The organism is Pseudomonas sp. LLC-1, assembly GCF_002992185.1.
In the GTDB taxonomy this organism is placed as follows: domain Bacteria; phylum Pseudomonadota; class Gammaproteobacteria; order Pseudomonadales; family Pseudomonadaceae; genus Aquipseudomonas; species Aquipseudomonas monteilii.
The window spans coordinates 107,714-122,511 of the sequence record NZ_LUVY01000019.1; the positions used below are offsets into that span (position 1 = coordinate 107,714).

Here is a 14,798-nt window from a genome sequence, read left to right on the forward strand (position 1 = left end):
TCCAATGGCAGGCAAAGTAGGGCCACTGCCGCCGGTAATCACTGGCGGGCACAGGTGGGCAGGGGAGATCAGCGGGGCGTGTTGAGGCGCCGCTGGACGACATCCAGCAGCACTTGTGCACCGTTGAGCAGCTGGTCGTCGTCAGTATGCTCGCGGGGGTTGTGGCTGATGCCCCCACGGCTGGGCACGAAGATCATTGCGGCAGGTGCAATGCGGGCGATCATCTGCGCATCGTGGCCTGCGCCCGAAGTCATGCGGCGCAGGCTGAAGCCAAAGCGTCGGGCAGAGTCTTCGATAGCATTTGCCAGGGATGGGTCAAAGGTCACAGGCTGGAATCGCACCAGTTGCTCGGTTTCAATCGACACGCCTTCCTCTTCGGCAATTTCTGCAAGTCGTGCGGCGAGCTGTTGTTCAGCTTTCAGCAGTTTGCTTTCGTCTGGGTCCCTGAGGTCGACAGTGAAGCTGGCGCGACGCGGGATAACGTTGATCACATCAGGCTCGAAGGTCATGCAGCCGACAGTCGCGAGCGTGGTGCCACTGCTTTTGGCGAGGTGCCGCAACTCGGTGGTGATGGCGCAGGCCACATAGCCAGCATCGTGACGCAGGTGAGTAGGGGTAGTGCCCGCGTGGTTCGCATTGCCCTTTACGGTCACCTGTTGCCAGGAAATGCCCTGCAGATTTTCCACCACGCCGATCAAGGTGTTTTCCGCCTCCAGAATGGGGCCTTGTTCGATGTGCAGCTCCAGGTATTCGTGGGGCACCAGGGCGCCTGGTTCCAGCTCGCCGGCATAGCCGATGCGGGCAAGCTCATCACCCAGGCGGCTGCCGTCGGTACCTACAGTGTCCAGGGCGTCTTCAACGCTCATGCCACCGGCATAGACCAGCGAGCCCATCATGTCCGGTTGGTAACGCACGCCTTCCTCGTTGGTGAAGGCGCCCACGGTGATGGTGCGTGGTGGCAGCACGCCTGCTTCACGGTATGCACGCTGTACGGCCAGCCCAGCCAGCACACCGTAGCAGCCGTCCAGGGCCCCGGCGTTGGTGACCGTGTCGATATGCGAGCCCATCATGAAGGGGCGGTCGTGTCCGGTGTCGCTTGTTGAGCGGAGCGAGCCAAAAATGTTGCCGATACGATCAACCTGAATGTCCAGTTCAAGCTCGCGCATCCAGGCCAATAACTGATCACGGCCCGCTTTTTCCGCATCGCTGAGCGCGATGCGCGTCCTGCCACCTTGGGTCAGGTCAACACCAATATCGCCCAAGGTTTTGATCTGCTGAAGAAGCTTCGCACCATTCAATTGCAAGCCAGGCACATTGCTCATTCCTATCTCCGCAATGCGAAGGGCGGATGCCGCCACTTCGCGTTGTTGTTCTGTGGTTACCGAAAAATGATATTCCTTTAACAGTGTATGAAATCTTGATTTTGTGCCTGTTAGCGTAGTTTTATTGCGTTTGAGTGCATGAACCACTGGATTCATTACGAGCTGACCATGAGCCTTGATTCGTTTGACCGTGCCTTGCTGGAAGTGGTCCAGCGCGATGCATCAACATCCCAGATAGCGCTTGGCGAGCAGGTGAGCCTGTCCTCGGCGGCGGTCAACCGGCGCTTGAAGAAATTGGGCAGCGAAGGGGTCATTCAGCGCACGGTGGCGCAGGTGAACCCTGCGAGCCTGGGTTACATGCTGACCGTCATCACCGAGGTCGAGGTAGAAAGTGAGCGGTTGGAGCTGCTGGACGAAATGAAAAGAACTTTCATGGCGTGTCCGCAGGTTCAACAGTGCTACTACGTGGCAGGGGAGTGTGACTTCGTGCTCATCATGCTGGTCAGGAACATGGAGCAGTACACCCAATTGACCAGGACGCTCTTTTTCCAAAGCAACAACGTCAAGCGCTTCAAGACACTGGTTTCAATGAGCAATGTGAAAACCGGGCTCGTGGTGCCGACCGACTTGGAAGATTGAGCGTGGAATGAGACGGGGGCAACTGTCGTTGCCCCCGTCCGGTGCTGCTGAACCTGGCTGCTACCCGTTATTGTTGTCGTTGCCGGCAGCCATGGCGGCGAAGGCGGTTCGGATTTCCGAGTCTTGAATCTCCAGTAGACATTGCAGGCGCGTTCATCGCTCAGACAGCGCGGCACGCTGTTCATGATTCTGGGCGTTTGTGGCATGCGTCCTTCTCTGGTGGATCAGGCCAAGGCAGATGATCATCACGGCCAGGAGCCCGGTGGCCGTGATCTCCGAGCGATAGGCCGGGATGAAGAACATGCCGATCAGTGCACCGCTGATGAACAGGATCACTGCCCAGGTCAGCCACGGGAACAGCCACATGCGAAACGCCGGCAGCTTGCCTGCGGCCATCAGCTTCTTGCGCAGGCACAGCTGCGAGACGGCGATGACCAGGTAGACGAGCAGGGCGACAGCACCCGAGGTAGAAAGCAGGAACTTGAATACGTTTTCGGGGGCGAAGTAATTGATGAAGGTTGCCACGATGCCGATCACCGTCGAGCCTGCTACTGCTGCGAGTGGCACGTTCGCGTTGGTGGTGTACTTGTACAGTCGTGGCGCATCACCGCGTTTGGCCAGCGAGTAGAGCATGCGCGAGGCGGTGTACACCTGGGAGTTCATGCAGCTGGCGACCGCCAGCAAGACAACGATGTCGATCACCAGGTTGGCGTTGGGAATGTTCATGATTTCCAGAGCGCGCTGGAACGAGCCCACTTCTGGCAGGCGCGGATCGTTCCAGGGTACGACAGACAGGATCATCAGGATCGACAACAGGTAGAACACGCAGATGCGCCATACCACCGAGTTGGTGGCGCGGGTGATCTGGCGTGCGGGATTCTTCGATTCTGCAGCGGCGATGGTCACCACTTCGGCGCCGATGAAGCTGAACATGGTGGTCAGCATGGCACCAATGACCGCAGACAATCCATTCGGTGCGAAACCGCCGTGCTGGGCCATGAGTTGCCCGATGCCGCTGACTTCACGATTGGGCAGCAGCCCCATCAGTGCAGCTGCACATAGCGCAATGAAGGCGATGATGGCGACAATCTTGATCAGCCCAAACCAGAACTCGAACTCACCGTAGCGGGCGACACTGAAGAAGTTGGAGCACGTCAGCAGCACGATCATGGCCAAGGCAGTGATCCAGGTATCAATCGCCGGTACCCAGGTGTGAACGATGTTCGCTGCAGCAATGGCTTCCAATGGAATGGCCAGTACCCAGAACCACCAGTACAGCCAACCGATGCTGAAGCCGGCCCAAGGGCCGATGGCCCGGTCGGCATAGGTTGAAAACGAACCGGTATCCGGTGATGCGACCGCCATTTCGCCCAGCATGCGCATGACCAGCACGACCAGCGCGCCAGTGAATATGTAGGCCAGGATAACGGCCGGGCCGGCCTTGGCGATGGCATGCCCGGAGAAGACGAACAGGCCTGCACCGATGACGCCGGCAATCGAAAGCATGGTGACATGGCGCTGCTTCAAGCCGGGAGCGAGTGATGTATTCGACATGGATAGACTCATTATTTGTTCTTGGAGCGTTCTAATCCGTACAGCAGGCAAGGCCCCCGACGCGCTGAAAAAGATCGTGCGGTGGGGTGAAGCGCTAGCGCAGGCTTGCCTTCTGTAACAGGCACTCTGGTGACGGTGCCAACGTGTCATTCAGCGGTCCGCCGCTCGTGCGGCCCCTACAGATCACAAGACTTTGGGTGAAAGCATTGTTGAGTTAAATCCTTTTTTTCTCACGCTATGTTTCTAAAATACTCACCCATTATTGGCCAGCGAAGTGAGTGCTTTCGTGTTCAGCGCTTCGCCTGAAAAATGATTCCTCTGAGGATTAATCGCTACAGCGCGATGCTGTTGACAGCGCCAGGCATAATTTTTATTGTGAATGCAGTCATGCACACAAAATAGCATGCAGAAAGTGCCGTACCTTCCTGCCAAAAACAATGAATATCAGTGAGGTGTGAAATGGTTCTTCCGGTCCCGTCGTATCTGAAAGGTCTCTTCGTTGGCGCAAGCCTGTGTGGTGCATTGCTGGCTCAATCCGCTGCCCAGGCTGCGGAAACGTCGGTTTGGCAAACCATTCAAAAGGCAGGAGAGTTGCGCTGCGGTGCAGCGGTTGCTGCGCCGTACGTGATGCGTGACGCCAAGACAGGCGAGTACAGCGGCTACTTTGTCGACTTGTGCCGCGATTTCGGGGAGAAGGTGCTGAAGGTGAAGGTATCGTTTGTCGATACCAACTGGGACAACCTGGTGGCAGGTTTGCAAAGCAACAAGTGGGACTTGGCCATGGCCCTCAACCAGACCCCCGAGCGTGCCCTGGCGGTTGCCTTCACTGTGCCAGCCACCGATTACCAGGTATCGCTGCTGGTGAACAAGGACAACCCCAAGGTCGCTGATGTGAAAGAAGACCTTTCGGCCCTCGACAAGCCTGAAGTGACCTTCGCTGTCATGTCGGGCACCGCCCAGGACAAAGCCATTTCCTCGGTGATCCATAACGGCAAGATCATGCGTTTGCCGGGCATGGATGAAGCTCGCCTTGCGGTCATGTCAAAACGCGCTGACGTGCTGGTAGACGCCAGTGATACCAACCACTTGTTTGCAATGGCCAACCCCACCTGGACGCGTGAGATTTTGCCCAAGCCGGCCTTGGCCAAGCAGGGCGTATCGTTCGGCGTGCGGCGCGATATTTCGCCTGCCGACCTGGAGGTGCTGAATATCTACCTGCGCCAAAAGCGCGATACCGGCGATATCCAGCAACTGGTCGACAAGGCCTCGAACGAGGCCAATGCTGCGAAATAGGATTCCCTGGCATGCTGTCCGCGATTGTGGTGCGGGCAGCATTTTCCCGTTCTTGAAACAAGAAGGTGATAACTGATGTGTGACCCGACACGCCCCCTGGCAGGACAAACCGTACTGGTGACCGGTGCCTCTGGTGGTATTGGTGCCGCGATCGTCGAGCAGTTGGCGGCCGAGGGTGCGCGCCCGATCATTCATTACAGCCGTGACGAGCAGGGCGCCCGCGCATTGCTCGAGCGCATCGGTGGTAAGGGTTGGATCGTACAGGGCGACCTGAGTGATGAGGCCGGGCCAGAGCAGCTTTGGCAGGCCGCACTTGAGTTGAGCGGTGGCCGTATCCATGGTCTTGTGAACAACGCCGGTATCCGCACTGAAATTGGCCTGGAGGCCGACTCGGCACAGTGGCGCGCCGCTTGGCGCCGTGAGTTTCAGGTCAACTTCTTCGCTGCCGCCGATCTCAGCCGCGAAGCCGTCCAGCACTACCGTGCCCACGGTGGCGGACGAATCATCAACATGGCCAGTCGTGCGGCCCAGCGCGGCTACGCTGCCGATGCCTTGCCTTATGGCACCAGTAAGGCTGCGTTGATCAACCTTACAAAGTCCCTTGCCCGTAGCGTGGCTGCTGATGGTGTGGTTGCGGTGGCTATTGCGCCGGGTTGGGTGCGTACCGACATGGCTGAGCAGTTTGTCGCTCAACAGGGTGAAGCGGCGGCAGTGTCTGATATCCCGGTGGGGAGAATGGCCGCTCCTGCAGAAGTCGCTGAGTTGGTTGCGTTCACGCTGCGTCCGTCCCAGGCGTCGCTCAATGGCGCGACGCTGGACGTCAATGGGGGCAGTTACATCCGATAACTCAGCGGGTTTACTCGCGAAGAGGCCTGTTCAGGCCATGCAGTGCCAAGGGGCTGACTGGTGCAGTTGCCCCAACCGGCTGCGGGTTCGCATCAGGTCGGCAAGCGGCCCGCCCAGGCTCTCTTCCAGCGGTCGCTTGCCAATCACCGTCACTTGACGGTCCTGGTCATACAGCACATCCACCAGGTTGACGAAGCGCTGCTGGGCTGCCAGCGAACATTCCGCCAGGTCATCCAGCCCATCAATGATCCACTCATCGTACTGCTGCGCCAGCACCAGGTAGTCGATCACCGCCGTGGCCTTTTCGCACAAGTCGTCAAACCCGAGCACCACCCGCCGGCCGTCGATGGCCAGTGCGCGTAAGGGGCGCTTGTTCACCTCCAGCATCACCGGCTCTTCGCGCGGCACGTTCAGCGCCTGGCGCTGCGCGGCATCGCCTGGCCACACATAATGGCCCTGGGTGAAACGCTGGTGCTCGCGGTTGGCCGGCAGGCTGCGAAAATCTGTATCGCCGCCTACCTCCAGCACTTCCATAGCGCTGTTGATCAGGCGGATCACGGGCAGGAAACGCTCGTGGTACAGCGGGTTGGGCAGCAAGCCTTCAGGGGCGTAGTTGGAGGTCACCAGCAGGAACACGCCACGGGCGAACAAGGCGTTGAACAACCGGGTGAGCAGCATGGCATCGCCAATGTCATGCACATGGAACTCATCGAAGCACAGCACCCGGCAATCGCCCACCAGCTCATCGAGTGTGGCACCCAGCGCATCGTCCAATGCCCGGTGGCGGTGCATGCCCTGGTGCAGGCGGGCGAAGAAGTCATGAAAGTGCAGGCGCAGTTTGGCTTCTACCGGCACCGCCTGAAAAAAGCCATCGAGCAGCCAGCTTTTGCCGCGTCCCACCGAGCCGTACAGGTAAAGGCTGCGTGGTTGCCCTTGTTCGAGCTGTACCAGTTGTGTGGCCATGCACTGGATCACCCGTCGCTGGCCATCACTCAGCTGGTAACCCCGGCTGCGGGCTTTGTCCTCGAACCAGTCGAGCAGTTCACTGTGGTTGGCTTCGACGCCACGCAGGCGTTGGCCAAGCTGGCGAAGTGGGGCGGGGATCCAGGCAGACAAATGCACAGCTCCTTGGGCGATGGCGGGGCAGCGTGCAGCTTGCCCGAGGGCGGCCATTTTGACCAATACAGAAAGTGGCCGGCAATGATCGCTTCATGCGATAGGTCTGGCATCAGCGTGGGGAAAATGACTAACTCGCTGTTTTCTGGCAATTTTTTTTCATCAGGGGCTTCACAGATCAAAACTTTGTTGTTAAAGTGCCGCGCATTCCAAGACAACAACCCAGTTGTCACTCAGTTGGAATTGTCAGAGCAGCAAACGCTGCATCCGATACAGGGGCGTCGCCAAGCGGTAAGGCAGCAGGTTTTGATCCTGCCATGCGTTGGTTCGAATCCAGCCGCCCCTGCCATTTTTCAGATTCAAACGTATATCACCCGGTGCTTAGGAAAATGAGCGCTGGGTTTTGTCGTTTTTGTCGTTTTTGCGCGATGTCTGTAGAGCGGCCGTGTGCCGCTCTCAACTAACCTGCAATCCCCAGCATTTCATTCAGCACCCTGGCCAGTTCATCCGCCTGCACGGGCTTCTGGATCACCACGCTGCCCGGTAATTCCAGGCCCTGCAACTCCGCATAACCGGTAAGAAACACCACCGGCAGGTGCGGGTAGCGGTCACGGGCCGCCAGCGCCAACTGCGCGCCGTTGAACTCGGGCATGGCGAAATCGGTAAGCAGCAGGTCGATTTCCCCATCCAGCAGGGCCAGGGCCTGTTCGCCGCTGTGCGCCTGGCGCACCTGGTAGCCGTACTGGCGCAACACGTCGCCCAGCATGTCGCGCACCAGGTGGTCATCATCCACCAGCAGTACCGTACGGTTGCGGCCACTGTCGCTGACCGACTGCCTGAGCAGCGGTACGGCCGGTTCGCTCATGGCCTGCTCCTTGACCGCCGGCAGATACACCGCCACTTGCGTGCCACGGCCAGGTACGGTGTCGATGCGCACGCCGCCCCCGGACTGTTTGGCAAAGCCGAACACCTGGGCCAGGCCAAGGCCGGAGCCCTTGCCGATGTCCTTGGTGGTAAAGAACGGCTCGAACACCTTGGCCAGCACGTCTTCGCTCATGCCACAGCCGGTATCGCGGATGCTCAGCATCACATATTCCCCAGGCTCCGGGTCTTCGGGGCGCTGCGGGCGGGTATCGATGCGGGTGTTGTGAGTTGTCAGGGTCAGCTGGCCGCCATCGGGCATGGCATCGCGGGCATTGATCGCCAGGTTGAGGATGATCATTTCGGTCTGGGTAGGGTCGGTCAGGGCCTGCCACAGGGCCGGGTCCAGGTCCAGGCGTACCGAGACGTTACCGCCCAAGGTGCGGCTTAACAGTTCTTCCAGGCCGGCCAGGGTGCGATTGAGGTTCAGCGGCACGGGTTCCAGGCGCTGACGGCGGGAAAACGCCAGCAGCTGTGAGGTCAGCTTGGCGCCACGCTCGCCGGCTTCGCGGATGTGCGTGAGGCGCGTGCGGGCTTTGTCCAGGTTGGCCTTGGCCAGGTCGCGCTCGAGAAAGCTGGCGCCGGTGAGGATGACCGTCAGCAGGTTGTTGAAGTCGTGGGCCACGCCTGCGGTCAGCTGGCCGACCGCTTCCAGCCGTTGCATCTGTTGCAGCGCCGCCTCGATGCGTTCGCGCTCGTTGATCTGTTCGCGCAGGCGCGTGTTGGCTTCTGCCAGGCCAAGGGCGGCTTCGCGCTCGCTGGTAATGTCGCGCGCCACCACGTACAGCAAGGTGTCTTCGGGCACCACCACCCACGACAGCCAGCGCTGCTGCCCACCGGCGTGCTGGATGCGCCCCACGAAGCGGGCACTGGTGCGGCCGTGGGCGAGGGCGGCCAGTTCGGTAAGCAACAGTTCCTGGTCGTGCTCGGGCAGCAGGTGCAGCAAGGAGGACTGGCTCAGCCGCTCGCGGGAGAAGCCCAGGCTGGCTTCCCAGGCGGGGTTGAGTGCGACTGGGGTCAGGTCTTTGTTGAGCACGGCCAGCAGGTCCTGCGACAACTCCCAGGCGCGGTCGCGTTCTCGGGTGCGGCGTTCCACCCGCTCGCCCAGCATCTCGTTGAGCTGGCGCAGCGCCTGGGTGGCCAGGCGCTGGGTGTGGATGTCCTGCAGTACGCCGGAAAAACGCACGCACTGGTCGTTGACGAACTGGCACTGGCCGCTGCTAAGCAACCAGCGTGGCTCCAGCCCGTTGGGTTGGGCAATACGGAACTCGACCCGGTAGTGGCCGCCGCTTTCCGGGCGCATGGCGTGCTCCACCGCCTCGCGCACCAGTGGCAGGTCGTCGGGGTAGATGCCGGCGTAGAACACGTCAAGGCTCATTTCGGTGCTGGTGGGCAGGCCGAACAACGTCTTGCAGCGGTCGTCCCACAGCAGCAGGCCTTCTTGCGGGCGCAGGTCCCAGGTGCCCATGCCGGCGGCGTCGATGGCGATGCGGGCACGGGCTTCGACATCTGCCAGTGCCTCTTCGGCGCGGCGCCGGCGCTGGCGTTCCTGCACCTCGGTCAGGGCCCGGCGCACGGCCTTGGGCAGCAGTGGCAGGTTTTTTTTCAGCACATAGTCGGTGGCGCCGAGGCGGATCATTTCCACCGCGTGCTCTTCGCCATAAATGCCGGACAGGAAAATGAACGGTATGTCTGGCGCCAGGCGCTGGGCGATGGCCAGCACCTCGGTGCCGGACGAGCCTGGCAGCACGCAGTCGCACAGGATCAGGTCATAGTGGGCCTCACGCAGGGCATGTTCGACGCCCGCATGGTCGAACACCAGCCGGTGCTGCACATTCAGCCCGCTGCGCTCCAGGCGCATCAGGGTCAGCTCGGCGTCCATCGCGCTGTCTTCGACCATCAGTATTTTCAACGGCGTTTGCTGCATCGTTGCGGCGGCCTCAGTTGCTACCGCGACGGTTCAGCCGCAGTGAGCCGGGTGGCGGTTCGTTGAGCACTGCCCAGAATACCCCGAGGTCGGAGATGGCGGCGACGAATTCCTTGAACTCCACCGGTTTGACCACATACGCGTTCACCCCCAACTCGTAGGCGCGCAGCAGGTCGGGCTCCTCCCGTGAGGAGGTCAGCATGACGGTGGGGATGCTGCGCAGTTCGGGTGTGGCACGGACTGCCTTGAGCACTTCCAGGCCATCGACCTTGGGCAGTTTCAGGTCCAGTAGCAGCACGGCAGGGTTGCCGTCGTCGCGATCGGCATAGGCATTGCGGCGCAGCAGGTAGTCCAGGGCATCGGCGCCGTCGCGCAGCACGATGACTTCGTTGGCCAACTGGCTGCGCTCCAGGGCCAGCAGCGTCAGCTCCAGGTCCCTTGGGTTGTCTTCGACCAGCAGGATGGGTTTAAGCATGGTGATAGTGGTGCCTCAGGTGGATTCGGGGTGGTGCGGCAGGGTGAAGTGGAAGCTGGCACCCTGGTCGATCTGGCCAGTGGCCCAGACCCGGCCGTCATGGCGCTCGATGATACGGCGCACGCTGGCCAGGCCAATCCCGGTGCCTTCGAAGTCCTCCATGCGGTGCAGGCGCTGGAACACACCGAACAGCTTGTTGGCGTAGGCCATGTCGAAGCCTACGCCATTGTCGACGATGCAGATTTCGGTTTCGTCAGGGTGCTGTACCGCGCGGATGCCTATGTGCGCGGGGTTACGGCCACGCGTGTACTTGATGGCATTGGCGATCAGGTTGTGCAAGGCCATGTTGATGAATGCCGGGTCGCCGATCACCTTGGGCAGTGCAGCGATGTCCCAAACGATTGCGCGGCCTTCGTAATCCGGTGCCAGCTCGCTGCGAATCGCATCGACCAGCGTGTTGAGGTCGACGTCGGACAGGCGCAAGGCCGAGCGGCCCATTTGCGAGAAGTTGAGCAGGTTGTCCACCAGGCTGCCGGCGAAGTGCGCCGCTTCTCCGATATGCTGAAGGTAGCGCTTGCCGCGTTCGCTCAGGCCCTGGCCTTCGATTTCGCCGAGGAGCTCGGTGTAGCCGGCGATGTGCCGCAAGGGGGCGCGCAAGTCGTGGGACACGCTGTATGAAAATGCTTCAAGCTCCTTATTCGAACGGCGCAACTCGCCTGCCAGTTGCGCCAGCTCTTCGGCCTTGCGCAACACAATGCCCAGCACGGCGCTGCGCAACTCCATCACGCCCTCGATCACCAGCGGGTCCCAGGGCTCGCAGTAGCCGCGCAGTTCTTCCTGCCAGCGCTCAAAACTGTGTCGCGGGTCGAGGTTGCCCTGCGGCCCGGCCTGCTTGGTCGGCTGGCCCGCCCAGCTCACCGTGCGCACCTGCTCGGGGCGGAACCACAGCAGGTAGTGCGAGTGGATCTGCGAGATGGCCACCGCCAGCACACCGCCTGCATGGGCGGCCAGTTCGGGCAGGTCGGTGATGTCACGGCGCAGGTTGTCGCTGTGGAACACCGTGTCTGCACCGCGTTGGCCGAGCCAGTGCACCAGCGCGGTCACCTGGGCTTCGGGCGGGGTCTTGCCGATCAGGTCGCAGCGTTCGGCCGAGATTACGGCGGCACCCTGGGCACCGGCAAAGGCCAGCAGCACATGGGGCAGGTCGCGCAGGCCATCGCTGACGCTGTCATGGTCGGCCATGGACGAGATCATGCGCACGATGTGTTGGCGCAGCGCCAGCAGCTTGCGTGTGCTGGCATGCGCCTCGCGGGACTCGATCTGCAGCGACAGCACGCTGGCCAGCAGCTCGCTGGCCGTGCGGGTACGCAGGTCCACCGCACGCGGCTGCTGATGGTGGCAGGACACCAGCCCCCACAGCTCACCGTCGACCACGATCGACAACGACATCGAGGCCAGCGTGCCCATGTTGCGCATGTATTGCAGGTGCACCGGTGACACGCTGCGCAGCGCGGCGAAGCTCATGTCCAGTGCCTTGCCGGTACGCGGGTTGGTGGCCGGCAGCAGGGGCGAGGGTTGGTAGTTGGCGTCTTCGATCACGCGGATGCGGTTCACCCGGTACAGCTCGCGCGCCTGGCGCGGGATGTCTGCAGCCGGGAAGCATAGGCCCAGGTAACGGGGGTAGCCCGGGTCGGCCACCTCGGCCAGCACCTGGCCGTTGCCATCGGCATCGAAACGGTACGCCTTGACCCGGCCAAAACCGGTGATGCGCTTGAGCTGCAGCACCGTTTGCTGCAGCAGGTCTTCAAGGCTGCTGGCCAGCTGAAGGCTGCCAACGAAGCTGCGCACCAGCGGGTAGTAGTCGCCTTGCCCGGCCAGGTCCGGTGGCAGGCGTGGGGGTTCGAGTTCGGCGACCAATACTTCGTCATGACAGTGCACCAGCAAGTGCAATGGGGTGCTGAACGGCGCGCCCTGGCGCAAACGCACGTCGCCAATGTGGAAAGGGAAAATTTCATCGTCGGGTAAACGCGCGAGCTGCGCGCGCACGTCAAAACCGTCGCTGACCAGGTGGGTGAAGTGGCAACCGATCAGCTCCCGGGCCGGCAAGCCCAGCCAGTGCTCGACATTTTCACTGGCCTGCAGCACGCACAGGTCGGTGGCATCCAGCACCAGCAAGAAACCGTGGGGCTGGATGCTGCTCGGCAGGTGGATCGGTTCCCGGGCACAGCGTTCCATGGCTTCTGCCAGCGTGTTGTCTGCAGTCATCAATGAAAACGCTCCTGTCTTGTCCGTCCATGTATGGCACAGGATGAGGTTGTTTCACCCTATCAGAATATAGGCAGTTTTACCGGCCTCTGGCCATTGGAGGCACTGGGTAGCGAGGGGTTCTACGCGGGCTTGGTTTTTTTTGACGGGGCGGTATCGCTTTATCGCTAATACAAAAAAATGGCTTGATGCCACCACAGTTGCGCTGCCTCGCTGCTACGCTCAGATCAGGCAGTTTCAATAAGGATAATAAGGTGACGGAGCGCTTGGTGGCCGCGCTGTTGGGCCTGTTGTTCAGTGGCAGTACCGTGGCTGCGGACTTTCTCGTGGAAGTGCGGGTGCTGGTGCAGCGCGGCTGCATGCTGGTGACCCAGGCACGCGATGCGGGAGCTCAGGCGCTAGGGCGGATCGACCTGGGTGCGACGGCGCGCCTGGACGGCCCTGGCGCGCCTTTGAGCGGGGTTCTGCTGAGCCAGCGCCCGCCGCGCCTGGAGTGCAACCCGGGCACCCCTTATCAAGTGCGCGTCGACGGCGGCCAGCATGGCGGCGTTGGCGAGCTGCGTTACCTGGCCAGCGACGACCGCACCGCACGGCCCATTCCTTACCGCTTGTACCGCGATGCTGCCTGGCGCGACCCCTTGGAGGTTGGCGTGGCCCAGTCGGCGCGGGTGCCAAGCAGTGGCTCGGTCGAGCTGCCGCTGTATGCGCGTGTCGACAAACTGGCCTGGGTGCCGAATGCAGGGCTGTACGCCGACCTGCTCAAAGTCACGGTCACCTGGTAGGGATATCATCATGCACAAGGACGCGATGCCATGAAGCGCACTTCGATCCTGTTGCTCACCCTGGGGCCACTGCTGGTGCCCGGTGGCACGGTGCATGGCAGCACCACCGGCTTCATCCAGGCGCGGCTGGTCATCAGCGCCGCCTGCCAGATCAGCAGCAACGAAACGCAGCCGGCCGTGCTGGGCAACCCGGGTGTACTGGACTTTGGCGAGCGCGGCCCGAACTGGGACCAGCCGCTGCGTAGCCGGGTTGACGAAGCGGGCGGCGAGGGCAGCCTGCAGATCAGCTGCACGCCCGAGGTACGGGCTTTCAACGTGCGGATCAATGGTGGCCTGAATGGCGATGATGGTATTCGCCGCCTGAGCAACGGCCGTGAACTGATCCCTTATCAACTGGCGGTCGACCCGGGCGGCAATAGCCGTTACGTCATCGGCCAGGCACGCGCCTTCACCATCAACAGCGCCCGGCAGATCCCGATTCCCATCTACGGTGTGGTAGTGGCGCAACCCCGCGCACTGCCGGCCGGGCTGTACCGCGACACCCTCAGAGTGACCCTGGACTGGTAACTACGCAAGGAGACTCCGATGCGAACGAACCTTTCATGCTGCATGCTTGCAGGCCTCGGCCTGGCGCTGGCCTCTCCGGCACAGGCCGCCACGGTGACCGGGAGCATTACCTCGACGTTGACCCTGACTGCCGCGTGCCAGGTCAATGGCGGTACGGCGACATCAGGGCTGAATTTCGGCGCGCTGAACTTCGGCACTGTGGATGCCCTGTTCACCAGCGCCAATGCTCAGGTACAGAGGAGTGGTGGCGGTGCCATGAGCATTCTGTGCTCGGCGGGTGCGATCCCTGTGATCAAGGTGCGCGCCGGCCTGCATGATGGCCAGTCGAGCGGGGGGACGCGGGCGCTTGCCGATGGCGCTGGCAATTTTGTGCCCTACGACCTCTATACCGACTCCGGCGCTTCGAACTTGCTGGCGATCGACGGCACCATCACGTTGCCAACCAGCACTGGCGCGGCCCAGACGGTCAATCTTTACGGCAGGGCGGTGGGCAAGGCCGGTTTGCCACCCGGGACCTACACCGACACGATTTCGGTTGAGCTGTCGTTCTGAGCCATGCGCCGCTGGTTGACATGGAGCCTGACCGGTACCGGCCTGTTGCTGGCCACCCCGCTGAGTGCGGTGACCACCAGCACCTTCACGGTGACGGCTCAAATCGTTGCCGGCTGCCTGGTGATGGGCGGCGTCACCAACTACGGGACGCTGGACTATGGCACGCAGTCAGCGTTGTCCACCAGCACACTCAGCACTTCGCTGGGCGGCAGTACGGTGACGTTCCAGTGCACGCCAGGCGTGGCCATGAGCATGAGCCTTGACGGGGGGCAGAACAGTGCCAGCGGCACACGCAACCTCAAGCGTACAAGCGGGACACAAGTGCTGGCCTACCAGTTGTACCGGGACGCGGCCTTCAGCCAGAGCCTGGGGATCGGCCAGAGCGTGGCCGTGAGCTATTCCGACCCGACGGCGATCAAGCTGCCGGTGTACGGGCGGGTCCAGCTGACCGGCACCCTGCCGGCAGGGATCTACACCGATGTGGTGCAAGTGACGGTGACCTGGTAGACGCCAGCGCCAGCAACGACAAGTGTCTAAGG

General features: G+C 61.7%; 13 protein-coding genes and 1 tRNA gene. 8 read left to right on the plus strand and 6 right to left on the minus strand.

What is annotated here, in order from left to right:
• Nucleotides 1-68: 68 nt before the first annotated feature.
• Nucleotides 69-1,322 carry a Zn-dependent hydrolase gene (locus tag A0O30_RS21645; protein ID WP_105947944.1) on the minus strand — a complete coding sequence of 418 codons (1,254 nt, stop codon included), beginning with the start codon at nt 1,320-1,322 and terminating at the stop codon, nt 69-71.
• 168 nt (nt 1,323-1,490) lie between these two features.
• On the opposite strand from A0O30_RS21645, the gene A0O30_RS21650 reads away from it, so the two are divergent.
• Nucleotides 1,491-1,961 (plus strand): Lrp/AsnC family transcriptional regulator, encoded by a 471-nt coding sequence (locus A0O30_RS21650; RefSeq protein WP_105948028.1) that lies wholly within the window; start codon nt 1,491-1,493, stop codon nt 1,959-1,961.
• A 153-nt stretch (nt 1,962-2,114) separates the two neighbouring features.
• Here the strand turns inward: A0O30_RS21650 and gabP are convergent, their stop codons facing one another.
• On the minus strand, nt 2,115-3,515 hold the full coding sequence (gabP, locus tag A0O30_RS21655) for a GABA permease (protein WP_105947945.1): 1,401 nt from the start codon (nt 3,513-3,515) through the stop codon (nt 2,115-2,117).
• Nucleotides 3,516-3,974: 459 nt separating this feature from the next.
• Here gabP and A0O30_RS21660 point away from each other — a divergent pair, with 459 nt between their 5' ends.
• Together A0O30_RS21660 and A0O30_RS21665 are read left to right on the plus strand one after the other, a co-directional pair.
• Nucleotides 3,975-4,808, plus strand: a complete 834-nt coding sequence (locus A0O30_RS21660; RefSeq protein ID WP_105947946.1) for a transporter substrate-binding domain-containing protein — start codon at nt 3,975-3,977, stop codon at nt 4,806-4,808.
• 75 nt (nt 4,809-4,883) lie between these two features.
• Nucleotides 4,884-5,654 (plus strand): SDR family NAD(P)-dependent oxidoreductase, encoded by a 771-nt coding sequence (locus A0O30_RS21665; RefSeq protein WP_105947947.1) that lies wholly within the window; start codon nt 4,884-4,886, stop codon nt 5,652-5,654.
• A 30-nt stretch (nt 5,655-5,684) separates the two neighbouring features.
• On the opposite strand, the gene zapE is transcribed toward A0O30_RS21665, so the two are convergent.
• Nucleotides 5,685-6,770, minus strand: a complete 1,086-nt coding sequence (zapE, locus tag A0O30_RS21670) for a cell division protein ZapE (protein ID WP_105947948.1) — start codon at nt 6,768-6,770, stop codon at nt 5,685-5,687.
• A gap of 274 nt (nt 6,771-7,044) precedes the next feature.
• Here zapE and A0O30_RS21675 point away from each other — a divergent pair.
• Nucleotides 7,045-7,119, plus strand: a tRNA-Gln gene (locus tag A0O30_RS21675).
• Between the two features lie 111 nt (nt 7,120-7,230).
• Here the strand turns inward: A0O30_RS21675 and A0O30_RS21680 are convergent.
• The 3 genes from A0O30_RS21680 to A0O30_RS21690 are packed head-to-tail and all read right to left on the minus strand — an operon-like array spanning nt 7,231 to nt 12,358.
• Entirely contained in the window at nt 7,231-9,618 is a 2,388-nt protein-coding gene (locus A0O30_RS21680; protein ID WP_105947949.1) for a response regulator, read from the minus strand.
• Between the two features lie 13 nt (nt 9,619-9,631).
• Complete coding sequence (locus tag A0O30_RS21685) at nt 9,632-10,093, minus strand: response regulator (protein ID WP_104835155.1); 462 nt, start codon at nt 10,091-10,093, stop codon at nt 9,632-9,634.
• Between the two features lie 15 nt (nt 10,094-10,108).
• Nucleotides 10,109-12,358: an ATP-binding protein gene (locus A0O30_RS21690; RefSeq protein WP_105947950.1), complete on the minus strand. Its 2,250-nt coding sequence runs from the start codon at nt 12,356-12,358 to the stop codon at nt 10,109-10,111.
• A gap of 254 nt (nt 12,359-12,612) precedes the next feature.
• Here A0O30_RS21690 and A0O30_RS21695 point away from each other — a divergent pair, with 254 nt between their 5' ends.
• The 4 genes from A0O30_RS21695 to A0O30_RS21710 are packed head-to-tail and all read left to right on the plus strand — an operon-like array spanning nt 12,613 to nt 14,766.
• The gene (locus A0O30_RS21695; protein WP_016714725.1) at nt 12,613-13,140 is read left to right on the plus strand and encodes a spore coat U domain-containing protein; all 528 of its coding nucleotides are present in this window, start codon (nt 12,613-12,615) and stop codon (nt 13,138-13,140) included.
• 30 nt (nt 13,141-13,170) lie between these two features.
• A complete protein-coding gene (locus A0O30_RS21700) occupies nt 13,171-13,707 on the plus strand; it encodes a spore coat U domain-containing protein (RefSeq protein WP_105947951.1) in 537 nt (178 codons plus the stop codon).
• Nucleotides 13,708-13,725: 18 nt separating this feature from the next.
• A complete protein-coding gene (locus tag A0O30_RS21705) occupies nt 13,726-14,259 on the plus strand; it encodes a spore coat U domain-containing protein (protein WP_105947952.1) in 534 nt (177 codons plus the stop codon).
• 3 nt (nt 14,260-14,262) lie between these two features.
• Entirely contained in the window at nt 14,263-14,766 is a 504-nt protein-coding gene (locus tag A0O30_RS21710; RefSeq protein ID WP_105947953.1) for a spore coat U domain-containing protein, read from the plus strand.
• Nucleotides 14,767-14,798: the final 32 nt, after the last annotated feature.